12 protein-coding genes are annotated in these 15,665 nt (G+C 67.9%); all 12 read left to right on the forward strand.

What is annotated here, in order from left to right:
- The first annotated feature begins 86 nt into the window (after positions 1-86).
- Complete coding sequence (locus ABB55_RS14780) at positions 87-1,475, forward strand: sigma-54-dependent transcriptional regulator (protein ID WP_054359486.1); 1,389 nt, start codon at positions 87-89, stop codon at positions 1,473-1,475.
- Positions 1,468-3,510: a sensor histidine kinase gene (locus ABB55_RS14785; protein WP_054359487.1), complete on the forward strand. Its 2,043-nt coding sequence runs from the start codon at positions 1,468-1,470 to the stop codon at positions 3,508-3,510. Before ABB55_RS14780 ends, ABB55_RS14785 begins: the two co-directional genes overlap by 8 nt.
- A gap of 282 nt (positions 3,511-3,792) precedes the next feature.
- On the forward strand, positions 3,793-5,886 hold the full coding sequence (locus ABB55_RS14790; protein ID WP_054359488.1) for a hydantoinase/oxoprolinase family protein: 2,094 nt from the start codon (positions 3,793-3,795) through the stop codon (positions 5,884-5,886).
- A complete protein-coding gene (locus ABB55_RS14795) occupies positions 5,883-7,463 on the forward strand; it encodes a hydantoinase B/oxoprolinase family protein (protein WP_054359489.1) in 1,581 nt (526 codons plus the stop codon). The genes ABB55_RS14790 and ABB55_RS14795 overlap by 4 nt, the downstream gene beginning before the upstream one ends.
- 473 nt (positions 7,464-7,936) lie before the next feature.
- A complete protein-coding gene (locus ABB55_RS14800; RefSeq protein WP_054359490.1) occupies positions 7,937-8,566 on the forward strand; it encodes a TetR family transcriptional regulator in 630 nt (209 codons plus the stop codon).
- A 476-nt stretch (positions 8,567-9,042) separates the two neighbouring features.
- A complete protein-coding gene (locus ABB55_RS14805) occupies positions 9,043-9,525 on the forward strand; it encodes a thioesterase family protein (RefSeq protein WP_054359491.1) in 483 nt (160 codons plus the stop codon).
- 18 nt (positions 9,526-9,543) lie between these two features.
- Complete coding sequence (locus ABB55_RS14810) at positions 9,544-10,260, forward strand: TetR/AcrR family transcriptional regulator (RefSeq protein ID WP_160321243.1); 717 nt, start codon at positions 9,544-9,546, stop codon at positions 10,258-10,260.
- Positions 10,261-10,359: 99 nt separating this feature from the next.
- Positions 10,360-11,145, forward strand: a complete 786-nt coding sequence (locus ABB55_RS14815; protein ID WP_054359493.1) for an enoyl-CoA hydratase — start codon at positions 10,360-10,362, stop codon at positions 11,143-11,145.
- Between the two features lie 334 nt (positions 11,146-11,479).
- Entirely contained in the window at positions 11,480-12,739 is a 1,260-nt protein-coding gene (locus tag ABB55_RS14820) for an ABC transporter substrate-binding protein (protein ID WP_054359494.1), read from the forward strand.
- Between the two features lie 55 nt (positions 12,740-12,794).
- On the forward strand, positions 12,795-13,550 hold the full coding sequence (locus ABB55_RS14825) for an SDR family NAD(P)-dependent oxidoreductase (protein WP_054359495.1): 756 nt from the start codon (positions 12,795-12,797) through the stop codon (positions 13,548-13,550).
- Positions 13,551-13,567: 17 nt separating this feature from the next.
- Positions 13,568-14,338: an SDR family NAD(P)-dependent oxidoreductase gene (locus ABB55_RS14830; RefSeq protein ID WP_054359496.1), complete on the forward strand. Its 771-nt coding sequence runs from the start codon at positions 13,568-13,570 to the stop codon at positions 14,336-14,338.
- Between the two features lie 45 nt (positions 14,339-14,383).
- A complete protein-coding gene (locus ABB55_RS14835; protein ID WP_054359497.1) occupies positions 14,384-15,649 on the forward strand; it encodes an ABC transporter substrate-binding protein in 1,266 nt (421 codons plus the stop codon).
- Positions 15,650-15,665: the final 16 nt, after the last annotated feature.

Genomic DNA, 15,665 nt, shown 5'->3' on the forward strand with positions numbered 1-15,665 from the left:
CGGTCCGGCACGGCCGAGGCCGTTGCAGGTGCCGTCCTTCTGCCGGACGATGCGGCTCGCCCCGGGGCGGCCAGCCAGGAACCGGCATGGACAGATCGATCGTCAGCGAACCCGCCGGCAAGGCGGACGAGGCCTTCAGCCCGCTGCTCGCCGCGGCCAGCATCCTGATCGTCGACGACGAGCCGGGCATGCGCAACTTCATGATGCGCATGCTGGCGCCGCGCTGTCGGCGGGTCGAGGAGGCGGCCGACACGGTCGCGGCCCAGCGGTTGATCGACGCGGCGCCCTTCGATCTCGTGATCCTCGACAATGTGATGGCCGGCCGGACCGGGATCGAGTGGCTGGGCGAACTGCGCCAGGGCGGCTTCTTCGGCGAGGTCGTTCTGATCACCGCCTTTGCGGATCTCGAAACCGCCATCCAGGCCCTGCGCGCCGGCGCCAGCGACTTCGTCCTGAAGCCGGCGCGCGCCAACCAGATCCTGAATGCGGTCGCCCGCGCGCTCGACCGCGCCCGGCTGCGCCGCGAGAATTTCGTCCTGCGGCGGCAGCTGGCCGCCCAGCCGGTCACCTCGGCCGGCACCGGCGGCATCGTCGGACGCTCGGCCGCGATCGTTCAGTTGCGGGCGGTCGTTGCGCGGGCCGCGCCGCTGCCGACCACGGTCCTGATCACCGGCGAATCCGGCACCGGCAAGGAGGTCACCGCGCGCGCCCTGCATTTCGGCTCGCCGCGCGCCGACAAGCCCTTCGTGCCGGTCAACTGCGCGGCGATCCCGCCCGACATGCTGGAGAGCGAACTGTTCGGCCACCTGAAGGGCGCCTTCACGGGCGCGACGGCGGCGCGCGAGGGGCTCTTCTCCTATGCGCAGGGCGGCACGCTGTTCCTGGACGAGATCGGCGAACTGCCGCTCGCCATGCAGTCGAAGCTGTTGCGCGTGATCGAGGACAAGCGCGTCCGTCCGGTCGGTGCCGAGCGCGAGGCGCCGATCGACATCCGCCTGGTCGCCGCCACCAATGCCGAACTGCCCGCCGCGGTCGCCGCCGGGCGCTTCCGCCAGGATCTGTTCTATCGGCTCAACGTGCTGTCGATCCCGATCCCGCCGCTGCGCGACCGGATCGAGGATATCGAGCCGCTGGCGCGCCTGTTCATGTCGGATCTGTCCGAACGGCTGGGCATGCCGCCGCTGGCCCTGACCCCCGAGGTGCTGTCCGACCTGGAAACCTACCGCTGGCCCGGCAATGCGCGCGAGCTGCGCAGCGTGATCGAGCGGTCTCTGATCATCGGCAGCTTTCCCGGCGACCTCGTGGCCGGTGCGACGCGCCGCCGGCCGGCCAGCGAGGAGACGCTGGAGGCGATCGAGAAGAACCATGTCCTGGCGGTGCTCGAAGCCGTCGGCGGCAACAAGGCGGAAGCGGCCCGGCGGCTCGGCGTCTCGCGCAAGACGCTGGACCGGAAAGTGGCCGTCTGGAATGCGTGACCGCGAACCCGGGCCGAGTGCGGGCGCGCGCCGCGGCCTCTCGGTGCGCATCCGGCTGATCGCCATCGCGCTCTTGCCGACGGTCCTGGTCCTGCCGCTCCTGCTCCTGCTCGTGGTCGGATGGTGGGCGTCGGGGTTCGACCGCCTGCTGATCGTCAAGGTCAATGGCGACCTGACCATCGCCCGGCAATATCTGGAGCGTCTCAAGGAGCGCAGCGACGAGACCCTGCATGCGCTCGCCGACAGCACCGCTTTCGCGCGCGTCCTCGAGGCCCCGGATGCGGCCGCGACGCGGCAGTTCCTAGCCCGGCGGCGGGCGGAACTCGGCTTCGATTTCCTGCATCTGGTCGGTGCGGATGGTCGGCTCGTCGTCGGCGGCGGCGCGGAGGATCCGGGCGGCACCCTGCCGCGGCACCCGGTCCTGGCCGGTGCGCTGGCGGGGCGCGCCGGCACCGAGATCGACATCATGGAAGCGGCCGAATTGGCGCGGGCCGCACCGGGCAGCGAGGCGCGGGCGCGCATCGATCTGGTCGACACGCCGAACGCGGTCCCGACGGACCGGCTCGCCGAGACCCGCGGCATGGTCATCCTGTCGGCGGTGCCGGTGCGGCTGCCGGACGGCACGCCCGGTGCGCTGGCGGGCGGACGGCTTCTCAATCAGAATCTCGACTTCATCGATACGATGAACGATCTCGTCTACAAGGATGCCAGCCTTCCGGAGGGGAGCCGCGGCACCGCCACCCTGTTTCTCGACGACGTGCGCATCTCGACCAATGTCCGGCTCTTCGAGGGGCAGCGCGCGCTCGGCACCCGCGTCTCGGCCGCGGTGCGGCGGGCGGTGCTGGACGAGGGCCGCATCTGGCTCGACCGCGCCTTCGTGGTCAACGACTGGTACATCTCCGCCTACGAGCCGATCGCCGACGGCAGCGGCCGCCGCATCGGCATGCTCTATGTCGGCTTTCTCGAAAAGCCGTTCCGCCTGCAGAAGATGGCCTTCGTGGCGGCCGTCGTCGCGGCCTTCCTGGTCGTCGCGGCCCTGTCGATCCCGGTCTTCCTGCGCTGGGCGCGCGCCATCTTCAGTCCGATCGAGCGGATGGACGCGACCATCGAGCAGGTCGAGGCCGGGGATCTCGGCGCCCGCACGGGGCATGTCGCCAACCGCGACGAGATCGGCCGGCTCGCGCATCACTTCGACGGGCTGCTCGACAGCCTCCAGGCGCGCGACCGCGAATTGCGCGAATGGGCCGAGGAACTCGACCGCCGCGTCGACCTGCGCACCCGCGAGCTGCGCGCGGCCAACCAGCGGCTCGCCGAGACGCAGCAGCAACTGGTCATGTCGGAGAAGCTGGCGGCCATCGGCGAGATCACGGCCGGGGTCGCGCACGAGATCAACAATCCGGTCGCGGTCATCCAGGGCAATCTGGACGTCGCCCGGGAGATCCTCGGTGCCGCCGCCGATCCGGTCGGCACGGAATTCGGGCTGATCGACGAGCAGGTCCACCGGATCGACCTGATCGTCGGCAAGCTCCTGCAATTCGCCCGCCCGGCGGAATTCGCCGAGAGCTCGGGCGCCTACCGGCCGGCCGACGTGATCACCGACAGCCTCCTGCTGGTCCGCCACAGTCTTGCCCGGGCGGAGATCGAAATCCGCCGCCTCGACCTGGCCGCCGGTTGGATCGCCATGAACCGGACCGACCTGCAGCAGGTGCTGATCAACCTGTTCGTCAACGCGATCCATGCCATGCCGGACGGCGGCATCCTGTCGATCGCCACCCACGACACGATCTGGCGGGATGGGCCGGCCGTGTCGATCACGGTGTCCGATACCGGCCTCGGCATCGATCCGGACACGCTGCCGCGCATCTTCGATGCCTTCTTCACCACCAAGGCCCGGCAGGGAACCGGCCTGGGCCTGTCCATCTCCTATTCGCTGGTCAGCCAGGCCGGAGGAACGATCACGGCCACGTCGTCGCCCGGCGTCGGTTCGGTCTTCACCGTCCAACTGCCGGCCGACACGTCGACGGGCCCGACATGAAGCGACCGGTCCAGGACGGCAGGCGGATCGATGCCCTCGCCGCCGTCCCGGCCGCGCTCGCCGACAGGCGCTGCGTGCCGCGGCTCGAGAGATGAGCGGGGCTCTGCACCCGTTCCGACCGTGCGGCGGCCTGACAGAGGCGATCGGCGGCCCGGGTCCCGGCGCGCGTCAGCCGGGCGCCTCCGGCCTCCATGTCCGGTCGGCGTCGGTGCCCCCTTTACCGGCGCGGTTCCTCGTGCTCAATTGTAACGCTAACGTTATAGTTATAGCGAAGGATGCGACATGGCCGGTCGACTGCGGGTGGCTTCTGATGTCGGAGGCACGTTCACCGACAGCATCGCGTATGACGAAGGGACCGGAACCATTACGGTTTCGAAGGTCTCGACGACCCCGAAGAACCGCGCGCGCGGCACCGTCGACGGGCTGCGTCGCGCCATCGCGCTGGCCGGGGCGGACGGACGCGATGTCGGCTATGTCGGCCACGGGACGACGACCACCACCAATGCGGTGATCCAGCGCAAGGGCGCGCTCACCGCTTTCGTCACCAATCGCGGCTTTCGCGACCTCCTGCTGATCGGCCGCCAGAATCGGCCGACCCTGTTCGATCTCTCCGTGGTGCGCCCCGCACAGCTCGTGCCGCAGGAACTCTGCCTCACCGTGGCCGGCCGCCTCGGCCCCGGCGGCGTCGAGATCGAACCCCTCGACGAGGAGGGGGTCCGTGCCGTGGCGGCGGAACTGGCCGCCCGCAAGGTCGAAGCCGTCGCGATCCTGTTCCTGCACTCCTATGCCAATCCGGCCCACGAGAGACGGGCCCAGGCCATCCTGGAAGCGCTGCTGCCCGGCGTGCCGGTCTGCATCTCGACCGAGGTCAATGGCGAATTCCGGGAATACGAGCGCGCCAGCACCACGGTCCTGAACGCCTATCTGCGCCCCGTGATGCACGACTACCTCGCCTCGCTCGGCACGCTCCTGGCCGATGCCGAGGACGGCCTCGGCCTGGCCGGCGACCGCCCGGTCATGGTGATGGATGCGGCCGGCGGTCTGATGAGCGTCGAAAGCGCCCGGCTGAAGCCGGTCCATACCGTCCTGTCCGGCCCGGCCGGGGGCGTGGTAGCCAGCGCCCATGTGGCCGGTCTCGCCGGGATCGACGATATCATCACGATGGACATCGGCGGCACCAGCACGGATATCAGCCTGATCCGCAAGGGCCGGCCGGAGATCACCCGCACCAACACGCTCGAGACCGTGCCGATCCGCCTGCCGGTCATCGACATCAACGCGATCGGGGCGGGCGGCGGATCGATCGCCTGGATCGACGAGGGCGGCGCCCTCCGGGTCGGGCCGATGAGTGCGGAAGCCGTACCGGGCCCGGTCTGCTACGGTCGCGGCGGCACCCGCCCGACCGTGACCGACGCCAATCTGGTGCTCGGTCGCTTCGACGGCGAATCCCGCCTCGGCGGCGATCTCGGTCTCGACGTGGAGGCCGCCCGCGCCGCCATCGCCCGGACCATCGCCGAGCCGCTCGGCCTCGACCTCGTCGCGGCGGCGGCCGGCATCCTGCGCGTCGCCCATGCCAACATCGTGCGCGGCATCCGCGTCGTCTCGGTGGAACGGGGCTACGATCCGCGCGACTTCACGCTGGTGCCGTTCGGCGGGGCCGGTCCGATGCACGGCAGCCCGGTCGCGCGCGAATTGAGAATGCCGCGCGTCATGGTGCCGCCGACGCCCGGCATCCTGTGCGCCCTCGGGCAATTGATCTCCGACCTGCACCACACCTTCGCCGAAACCCGCATCGCCCGCTGGCGTCCGGATGGCGTGTCCGACGCCCTGCCGGCCATCCGCGCCCAGGTCGATCGCGCGGTGCGCCATCTGGAGGCCGACGGCGTTCCGGCGCACCGGCGCCGGATCGAGGTCAAGATCGACATCCGCTATGTCGGCCAGAGCTACGACCTGCCGATTCCGGTCGACATCGAGACCGCGGAGTTCTGGGCCGGTCTGCCGGACCGGTTCCACGCGGCGCATCGCGCCCGCTTCGGCCATGCCGACCCCTCGGCGCCGATCGAGATCGTCGGCTTCGTGGTCACCGGCATCGGCCGGATCGACAAGCCGGTCCTGCCGACGCTGGCGGCCGGCACCGGGAGCCCGGCGGCGGAAGCCGTGAAAGGGACGCGGGCCGTCCATTTCGAGCCCTTCGACCCGACCGCGCCGGTGACGCTGCACGAGGCCGTGGTCTATCGCCGCGACGGGCTGAAGGCCGGCGACGTGATCCGCGGCCCTGCCGTGATCGAGGAAATCTCGGCCACGACGGTCGTCTATCCCGGCGACACCCTCACCGTCCATCCGTCCGGAAGCCTCATCGTGGAGGTCGCCCAATGACCGACTTCGACCCGATCCGCCTGGAAGTCCTCAAGAATGCGCTGGAAGCGACCGCCCAGGAAATGGGGGTGGTCCTGAAGCTCACCTCCTTCTCGCCCAACATCAAGGAACGCATGGACGCCTCCTGTGCCATCTTCGATGCGCGCGCGCAGTTGGTCGCCCAGGCCGAACATGTCCCGGTCCATCTGGGCTCGATGCTGAAGGCGGTCGGGCCGACCCTGGCGCTGATCGACCCGCTCCAGGACGGCGACGTGGTGATCGTCAACGATCCCTATCTGGCCGGCGCGCATCTGCCCGACATCACCCTGATCGCCCCGGTCTTCGTCGCGGGCCGCACGGTCGCCTATGTAGCGAGCCGGGCGCATCATTCCGACGTGGGCGGCATGGAGCCGGGCTCGATGCCCGGCCGCTCGACCGAAATCTACCAGGAAGGCCTGATCATCCCGCCGGTCCTCCTGTACCGGCAGGGCGTCGAGCAGCGCGACATCATGGCGATGGTACTCGCCAATGTGCGCACGCCCGAGGAGCGCAGGGGCGATATCAATGCGCAACTGGCGGCCTTGCGCATCGGCATCCGGCGGGTCGAAGACATGGCCGATCGGTTCGGCGCCGACGGGCTCGAAGCCGGCATGGACGCCATCCTGGACTATACCGAGCGACGCATGCTGAAGCGGCTCGGGGAGCTCCCGGCCGGAACCTGGTCGGCGGAGGATTGCCTGGACGACGACGGCGCCGATCCGGATCCCGTTCCGATCCGGCTGAAGGTCGAGCTTCGTCCCGATCGCATGATCTTCGACTTCGACGGCTCGGCCCCGCTCCGGCGCGGCAACATCAACGCCGTGCAGGCGATGGTGCATTCCGCCGTCTTCTATTCGATCAAGATTCTGATGGACCCGACCTTGCCGCCCAATGCCGGGGTCATGCGGCCGGTCGAGATCCGCGTGCCCGAGGGCTCCTTCCTGGATGCGCGCCGCCCGGCGGCCGTCTGCGCCGCCAATACCGAGACGACGCAGCGCCTGGCCGACACGGTGCTGAAGGTTTTCGCCCAGTTCGCGCCGGACCGGATCGCCGCGGCCAGCCAGGGCACCATGAACCTGATCGGCATCGGCGGGCGCGACCCGCGCAACGGCAAGCCCTACACCTATATCGAGACGATCGGCGGCGGCCAGGGCGGGCGGCCGATGGGTCCGGGCATGAGCGGCGTCCATGCCAACATGTCCAACACCCTCAACACGCCCATCGAGGCCCTGGAGATCAGCTATCCGTTCCGGGTCGAGCGCTACGAACTGCGCCAAGGCTCCGCGGGGCCGGGCCGCCATCCGGGCGGCGAAGGCATCGTGCGCGCCTTGCGCATCCTCGACCACGAGGCGCGCGTCTCGCTGCAGACCGACCGGCGCATCTTCGCCCCCTACGGCCTTCATGGCGGCGGCGACGGGGCGACCGGCCTCAACTGGATGGAGGACGCGGCCGGAAGCCGGCGTGCCCTGCCGGGCAAAGGATCGCTCACGCTGAAGCCCGGCGAGGTGGTGGCGGTCGAGACGCCGGGCGGCGGCGGCTGGGGCACGAAGGACGGCTGAACGGGCGATCCCCTCCGGCCGGCCGACGGTTCCCAAAGACCCGTTGGCCTTGCTAGGGGTTCGATCGAGACGGATGGTACTCATCCGTCTCGTGAATCCGAGCCACTCACTCTTTGACCACGAGCAGGCTGCTGAAAATCAATCCGAACCCGCCATTCTGTCATCCCCGGGCTTGTCCCGGGGATCCCGTGCGATGGCTAAGTCCTTGAAAAGTCTGGATCCTCGGGACAAGCCCGGGGATGACAGAGTTGAAACGGGCCGCGTCTGATCGCGTTCCGACGCGTTTTTCAGCAATCTGCTAGGGGTTCGATCGAGACGGATGGTACTCATCCGTCTCGTGAATCCGAGCCACGAATTCTATCACCACCAGAGCCTGTCCGACTTCGATGAAGCCATCCGGTCGGACCGAACTTGCCCAAGATCGCGCGACGATCGTCTCGAATGGAGTCCCGGTGACCGCATCGGAGAAGCGCATGGCGAGTTACGAGGAGCGGACCGGCAGGACCCGCGAGGCGATCCTGGCTGCGGCGGAGGCGGAGTTCGTCGCCAACGGCCTTGCCGGCGCCACCATGGAGAACATCGCCAAGGCGGCGGGCGTCAACAAGGCGCTGGTCTACCGGCATTTCGAGCGCAAGGAACTGCTCTTCCGTCAGGTTCTGGTCCAGGCCTACCGGCGCCTGCGCAACCTTGAAGCGGAGTTCCGCTTCCCGGACGATCCCGTCGCGGCCTTGGACGAAATGTGCGGCTTCACCCTGCGCTACTACCTGAACAATCCGGACTTCCTGACGCTGGTCGGGATCGAGAACCTGCATCGCGGCGAGAATTTGAAGGCCGTCTCGCGCGAGGAGCTCGGCGTCGCTACGCTGATCGAGATCGTCACCAATCTTCTGGATCGCGGCGTAAAGGCCGGCCTGTTCCGCGCCGGTCTCGATCCGGTCGATGTCTGGCATTCGCTCTCCAGCCTGTGTTGGTTCAGCGTCGCCGGCGCCTATACGGTCGCCATCACCTTCGGCCGCGACATCCATAAGCCCGAGGAGGCCGAGGCGCGGCTTGCCGTGATCCGGGACGTGATGCGCCGCTACGTCATGCGGGCCGACATCTGACGGCGGTCGTAGAGGCAAGCCTGCCGCCCACGCAATCGGCTTCGGTCCGACCGCGGATGACGGTCGGACCGCGCTCCCGTGACGGCTGTCGATCCCTCCGTCCACTCCCGCGCGCCGGCAGGGCCCGGCCTTTCCGGGCCGATTCCGCCGGAACCCTCGCCTCCGGACCCGGAGGTCGAGGCGGCGGGCGGGCCGCCGCTGCGGATCGTCGACCGTCGATGGCGAACGCCTCTTATCGAAAATGAATTCAGAATCTAAATTATTGACCGGCGCCCTTTGGCGGTCTACCGAATTCGCGGTTCGACACGGGAGCGGGCCGTGCGCGGGCACGCGAGGGTCGAGACGGTCCGACGGCGAGCCGACCGGGTTTTCGGGCTGGCCGGGCCGTGGGCGCGAACCTGCCGGTCCCGTCCCGTGCGCCTCTTCGGCAGCCCGTTGCGAATGACATGGAGTCGGTCGTGCACATAGAGACTGGGATGCCGCGCTCGTATTTGACGGTCGGACCGGATTGGATCGACGGCAACGACCACATGAACGCCTGCTACTATCTTCTGGCCGTCAAGAATGCCGCGCTCGAAGCCCACGATCTGTGGGACTATGGTGTCGCCTTTCGCGAGCGCACCGGGGAATCGAACTTCGTTCTTGAATCCCATATCCGCCACTTCCGCGAGTTGAAGCTCGGCACCCGGCTCCTGGTCACGACGCGCCTCGCCGATCTGGACGACAAGCGGCTGCATCTTGCCTTCGAAATCCACGATGCCGATCGGGATTACCTCGCGGCCATCGTCGAGTTCGTGACCATCCACGTGCGCATGGCGCCGCCGTCCGCCAAATCTATGCCCGATGACCTCCACGCCCGATTGGCCGCCGTGAAGGCCGGGCATGATGGCATTCCGCTACCGCCGCAAGCCGGCGGTTGTCACGCTTTGAACATTCACAGGAGGCCGGCTCGGCAATAGCATGGGATGCTTTCACCAGTGGATTGGCCCGAAACGGTTGGAAATCGTCCTATGACTCTCGATAGTGCACCGGTCCGCGAGCCGCGTCCCCGAAAAGCAAAAGCACCCGCGAAACCCGCGCTGAAGAAATCCGAAGCCACGCGCCAGCGCATCCTGGATGCGGCCGCTTTCGTCTTTCGCCGAAAAGGCTACGCTCATGCCAGACTGAGCGACATCGCCCGCAAGTCGCGCACCCAGACAAGCAGCATTTATTATTATTTCGACTCGCGCGAGGCCATCGTCTTCGAGGTCCTGCGCATCGCCAACGAAAAGACGGCGCTCTACGTGACCAATGCCATGGCCGAGCTGCCTGGCGGGGCCTCGGCGCGCGACCGAATCAGCGCCGCGATCCATGGTCATTTCAGGATTGTGCTCTCGGACAACGACTATACGTCCGCCCATATGAGAATTTTCGACCAGTTGCCCGACAAGGTCCAACGTCATTTCCTGGAAGTGCTCGATCGCAATGCCGGCCTGTGGCGTGAGCTTTTCGAAGCGGCCCGGGCTGAAGGCGTGATCGGGGCCGATGTCGATCTGTCCGTTCTGCGCCTTCTGCTGCTCGGCATGATGAACTGGTCGATCGAATGGTTCAAACCCGGCCGCATGTCGGTCGACCAGATCGCCGATCAGGCGGTCCGGATGCTTTTCGACGGCGTCGGCCCGCGACCCGGGACGGAGACCGCGGCAGGGTCGTGAACTCGAAAAAGAATTCAATTTCGAAAATTGACCTGCTGCCCCCCGGCGCCTTATCGTTTCCGGCCATCGCGCCGGCACCGCGCAAGAGGGGACGACACCATGACCGACTTCATTCGGACAGAGCGCCACGATGCCGTTCTGCGCATCGTTCTGAACCGGCCGGAGGCGCGCAACGCCCAGAATCGTGAGATGCTGGCGGGCCTCGACGCCGCCTTCGCGGCCGCCGCGGACGACGACACGGTCCGGGTGGTCATCCTGGCCGGCGCCGGCGCCCATTTCTCGGCCGGCCACGATCTGAAGCAGGCCCAGGCCGAACGGGCCGATTTCACCGTCGAGCAACGGTGGGATTTCGAATCCCGATACTATTACGATTACTGCCTGCGCATCTTCGATCATCCCAAGCCGGTGATTGCGGAGATCCGCGGTGCCTGCATCGCCGCCGGCTTCATGGTCGCCAACATGTGCGATCTGATCGTCGCCAGCGAAACCGCCTTCTTCGCCGATCCGGTTTGCCATTCGCTCGGCGCGGCCGCCGTGGAAGTGCTGGTGCATCCCTGGGTGCTGGGCTCGCGCAAGGCTCGCGAATTTCTCTATACCGGCTCGCGCCTGAGCGCCCAGGCGGCGGAGGCCGCCGGCATGGTCAATCGGGTGGTGCCCGACACCGAACTGGAGACGCGGACGCTGGAATTCGCCTCGCGGATCGCCGCCGCGCCGCCATTCGCGCTGCGCCTGGTCAAGCGCTCCATCAACCGGACGCTCGACGCCCAGGGCTTCCGCACCGCGCTGGCGGCGCATTTCGACACCCATCAGCTGTCCCATGTCGGCGAGGCGTTTCGGGCCGCCCGCGATTCCGGTCTCGCCGGGTCGATCCGCCGGGAGACCTGAAGGGACCGCGCTGCCCGCGTGCCGCAAGGCTGCATTGACGCCCCGCCGGCGCCCCGATCCGGCCGCCGGTGTGACGGCACGGCCGTCCCCGGAACCGCTTGCCGCTGAAAGCATTCCGGGCGCGGGCGGCCGTCCGTGCGCGCCCTTCGCGGCGCCGAAATCGGGCGCATCCGACCGGGTGGCTGGCGAGAATTATATTTCGAAATCGAATTCAAAAAAATTGACAGCCCGGCCCTGCTGTGATGGAGTTTCGGTCGAGGGCGTCGGCTCAAGAACGGCCCCTTGAGGAAACCACCCCCGCGGCGCCGACGCGCGCCCGACACGAGGGTCGACCATGTCCGCAACCATCTCCCGCCGTGGCCTTCTGGCCGGCGCCGCCGGTCTCGGCGCCGCCGCGCTCGGCGCGCCCGGCCGCGTTCTCGCTCAAGGCACCGGCCCGATCCGCATCGGCGTCCTGCTGCCGCTGACCGGGTCTCAGGCCACCTACGCGCCGGATTGCCAGCTCTCCGCCCAGATCGCCGCCGATCAGATCAATGCGGCGGGCGGGCTTCTCGGCCGCAAGCTCGAGATCGTCTTCCGGGACGACAAGGCGAACCCGAACGCCGCCATCGCCGCCGCCAAGGAACTGATGGGCGAAGGCATCAATCTCTTCGTCGGCGGCCTCAACACCCCGTCGGCCCTGGCGATCGCCGGCATCATGCCGGATTCCAAGGCGGCGCTGATCACCATCGGCTCGGTGGCGGATTCGCTGACGCACGAATCCTTCAATCGGAACTTCTTCCGCATCACCGACAGCGCCTATACGCGCGCCCAGGCCCAGGCCCGGCTTGCGGCGGAGCAATATCCCGATCTGACCCAATGGGGCGGGATGCTGCCCGATGTCGAGTTCGGCCACGCCTTGTGGCGCTCCTACTCGGCCGGGCTGAAGACCTTCTATCCGGCGCTGGCCAAGAAGCCGCCGCAGATTTCCGAGCCGGTTCTGTTCAAGTTCGGGGCGATCGACTTCAAGAACCAGATCTCGGCCGTCATGCGCCAGCCGGTCGAGGGCATCTATCAATCGCTGACCGGCGAAGACTTCCTGACCATGATCACGCAGGCGCGGCCGCTCGGCTTCACGCGCAAGATCAAGGTGTTCATGGATCTGAGCGGCGAACTGGTCTTCGCCCGGGTGCTGAAGCAGAACCTGCCCGACAATTTCTGGTCCGGCACGCACTGGTACTATGACGCCTATATGGACGTGAAGGCGAGCCGCGACCTCTACGACGAGTATGTCAAGCGGACCGGCGACAAGATGCCGAGCGGCTATGTCGGCCCGGCCCACATGGCGTTGAACGCCTTCGCCAACGCCATCAAGGCCGCCGGGCAGACCGGCACCGATGCGGTGATCGGCGCGCTCGAGGCGATCGAGTTCGAAAGCGCGAAGGGTCGGATCAAGTTCCGCAAGGAAGACCATCAGGTCGTCGCCGACGTGAACGTGATCAAGCTCGGCCCGAAGGACGGCGAACCGGGCTGGCAGGTTTCCGCCCACGCCAAGGTGCCGGGCGCGGATCTGCTCGGGCCCCCGACGCCCGGCAAGGCGCTCGTGATCGAATGACCGCGGGCCCGGGCGCCAGGCCCGGCCGCGGCATCGCAACCGGAGTGGAAACCAGATGGCCTTGAAGGGTTTGTCGGGACGCGTCGCCCTCGTGACGGGCGGCGCCGGGGCGCTCGGCGTCGCGGTGGTCGACCGGCTGCTGGCGGAAGGGTGCCGGGTGGTGGCGATCGATCGCGACGCGGCCGCGCTTGCCGGTCTCCAGGCCGGCCGCGACGGCGGGACCCTGCACGCCATCGCGGCCGATCTCGCCGAAGAGACGGAGGTCGCGCGCTCTGTCGCGGCGGCCGTCTCGCGTTTCGGCCGGGTCGATCTGCTCGCCAACGCGGTCGGCATTCTGGGCACGTCCGGCCGCATCGTCGATCTCGACGTCGCGGATTTCGATGCCGTCTACCGCGTCAATGTCCGCGCCGTGTTCCTGGTCATGAAACATGTCCTGCGCCAGATGATCGCGCAGGGCGAGGGCGGGGCCGTGGTCAATTTCGCCTCGGTCGCCGCCCTCAAAGGCCGGGCCGACCGCTCGCTCTACGGGGCCTCGAAACGCGCGGTCGTGGCCCTGACCGCATCGGCCGCGGCCGAATATGGCGAGCAGGGCATTCGGGTCAACGCGGTCGCCCCCGGGGCGATCGAAAGCCCGATGTTCCACACCCTGGCCGGGACGGCGGGCGCCGGTCCCTGGGGGGCGTCCGGCCGCCCGATCGCCAGGACGGGACGGCCGGACGAGGTCGCAGCCCTCGTCGCCTTCCTGTTGAGCGACGAGGCGTCCTACTGCACCGGCGCGGTCCACACCGTCGACGGCGGGTTGCTGGGTTGAAGGGAGACGACACGGGCATGATCGCACCGGCGGCAACGCATACGGATCTGAGCGGCCGGCTGGCCGTGGTGACGGGGGCCGCCAACGGCATCGGCCGAGCCTCCGCCCTGCATCTGGCCCGCAACGGGGCCGACCTGGTGCTGATCGACATCCAGGAGGCGGCGCTGGCCGAGGTCGCGGACGGCGTCCGCGGTTTCGGACGCAAGGCCCATCCGATGACGGTCGACTGCCTGCAGCGGCCGGCCATCCAGGAGGCCTTCGCCCGGATCGATCGCGATCTCGGGCCGGTCGAAATCCTGCTCAACAATGTCGGACAGAGCGCGCGCGAGCGCGCCTCGGAATTCTGGTGCTCCGAACCGGAGACCTGGGACTTCATCCTGCAGCTCAATCTCGCCGCGACGATGACCTGCTGCCGGGCCGTGGTTCCGGGCATGCGCGAACGCGGGCGCGGCAAGATCGTCTCCATCGCGTCGGAGGCGGCCTATATGGGCTCGCTCGGGGTCGCCGACTATGCCGCCGCCAAGGCCGGGGTAATCGGCCTGACCCGGGCGCTCGCCCGCGAGCTGGCGCCGTTCCACGTCAACGTCAACGCCATCTGCCCCGGACCGATCCGGACCGCCGCAGCCGACCGGCTGCCGATCTGGGAGCAATATCTGAAAGAAACGCCTATGGCCTTTGCGGGCGAGCCGCAAGACATCGCCAATGTGGTGGTTTTCTTCTCCAGCGATCAAAGTCGCTACATCACCGGCCAATCCCTGATCGTCAATGGCGGTCGCTGGTGGAGCTGACCTGAACACAGAAAATAGACAACGACGTCTCTGGGAGGATTTTCGATGCACGGTCTCAATCGCCGGCAGTTGCTGTCGGGTATCTCGGGCCTCGCCGTGGCGGGCGTTGCAGGCGCCCCCTTCATGCCGGTCTGGGCGCAAGGCGCGCCGATCCGGCTCGGCTTCGTCGGGCCGTTGAGCGGCGCGCAGGAAATTCTCGGCGCGCCGATGCTGCTCGGCGCCCAGATCGCGGCCGAGCAGATCAATGCGGCCGGCGGCGTTCTGGGCCGGCGCCTCGAGATCGTGGCCCGCGACGACAAGGCGGCGGGGCCGGAAGCCGTGAAACAGGCGCAGGGCCTGGTCGGCGAAGGCGTGACGCTGATGTTCGGCGCCATCCAGACCGCCGTGGCCCTGGCCATCATGCCCATGCTGCAGCAAAGCAACGCCTCGCTGATCTCCTGCGCGGCGATTGCGGACAGCCTCACCCACGAAGCCTTCGTGCCGCACTACTTCCGCATCAGCGACAATTCCTACATGCGCTATAGGGCGCTCGCCCATGTGATGGCGCAGAAGTATCCGACCGTCACCCGGTGGACCGGCATCTTTCCGGATGCGGCCTACGGGCATCAGTCCTGGGACGGTTTCGTCGATGGCCTGAAGCAATATTATCCGGAGATCGCGAAGACGAAGGTCGAGATCGCCGAACCGGTTCTGACCAAGTTCGGCGCCACCGACTTCAAGACGCAGCTGACCAGCCTTGCCCGGACCCCTTCGGAAGGCCTGTTCAACAATACCAACGGGGCGGATGCGGTCACGCTGCTGTCCCAGTATGCTGGCATGGGCCTCGACCGGAAGTTCAAGGTGATCGCCGACGGTGCCAACGAGTTCAACGTGCCCAAGGCGCTCGGCAAGCGGATGGTGCCGAATTTCTGGACCGCCATGCACTGGTACTTCGGCGGCTACCAGGACAGCCCGCTCGGCCGCCAGCTCTACGAGGCCTATGTGACCAAGACGGGGGACAAGTTCCCGCTCGGCTATGTCGAGCAGGGCCACGCCGCGGTCATCGCCTACGCCAAGGGCATCGAGAAGGCCGGCGGCGCCGACGCGTCCGCGGTGGTAAAGGCGCTGGAAGGCCTGTCGTTCGACACCGCCAAGGGCCGCCGCACCTTCCGGGCCGAGGATCATCAGGCGATCCTGGACGTGAACTTCGTCAAGTTCGATCTGGACGGCTCGGATGCCGGGTGGAAGGTCGGCGATTTCGTCCGGGTCGCGGGAGCGGACGTGATCGAAGCGCCGACGCCGGGCAAGGCCGTCGAGTTCAAGTTCAAGTAAGGCGGAGAATGCAGGC

The organism is Prosthecodimorpha hirschii (assembly GCF_001305515.1).
Classification (GTDB): domain Bacteria; phylum Pseudomonadota; class Alphaproteobacteria; order Rhizobiales; family Ancalomicrobiaceae; genus Prosthecodimorpha; species Prosthecodimorpha hirschii.

Excerpts from the sequence above, each read along its gene's own strand:
- ABB55_RS14780 (WP_054359486.1), top strand. The coding sequence starts at position 87 with ATGGACAGATCGATCGTCAGCGAACCCGCCGGCAAGGCGGACGAGGCC.
- ABB55_RS14785 (WP_054359487.1), top strand. The coding sequence starts at position 1,468 with ATGCGTGACCGCGAACCCGGGCCGAGTGCGGGCGCGCGCCGCGGCCTC.
- ABB55_RS14790 (WP_054359488.1), top strand. The coding sequence starts at position 3,793 with ATGGCCGGTCGACTGCGGGTGGCTTCTGATGTCGGAGGCACGTTCACC.
- ABB55_RS14795 (WP_054359489.1), top strand. The coding sequence starts at position 5,883 with ATGACCGACTTCGACCCGATCCGCCTGGAAGTCCTCAAGAATGCGCTG.
- ABB55_RS14800 (WP_054359490.1), top strand. The coding sequence starts at position 7,937 with ATGGCGAGTTACGAGGAGCGGACCGGCAGGACCCGCGAGGCGATCCTG.
- ABB55_RS14805 (WP_054359491.1), top strand. The coding sequence starts at position 9,043 with ATGCCGCGCTCGTATTTGACGGTCGGACCGGATTGGATCGACGGCAAC.
- ABB55_RS14815 (WP_054359493.1), top strand. The coding sequence starts at position 10,360 with ATGACCGACTTCATTCGGACAGAGCGCCACGATGCCGTTCTGCGCATC.
- ABB55_RS14820 (WP_054359494.1), top strand. The coding sequence starts at position 11,480 with ATGTCCGCAACCATCTCCCGCCGTGGCCTTCTGGCCGGCGCCGCCGGT.
- ABB55_RS14825 (WP_054359495.1), top strand. The coding sequence starts at position 12,795 with ATGGCCTTGAAGGGTTTGTCGGGACGCGTCGCCCTCGTGACGGGCGGC.
- ABB55_RS14830 (WP_054359496.1), top strand. The coding sequence starts at position 13,568 with ATGATCGCACCGGCGGCAACGCATACGGATCTGAGCGGCCGGCTGGCC.
- ABB55_RS14835 (WP_054359497.1), top strand. The coding sequence starts at position 14,384 with ATGCACGGTCTCAATCGCCGGCAGTTGCTGTCGGGTATCTCGGGCCTC.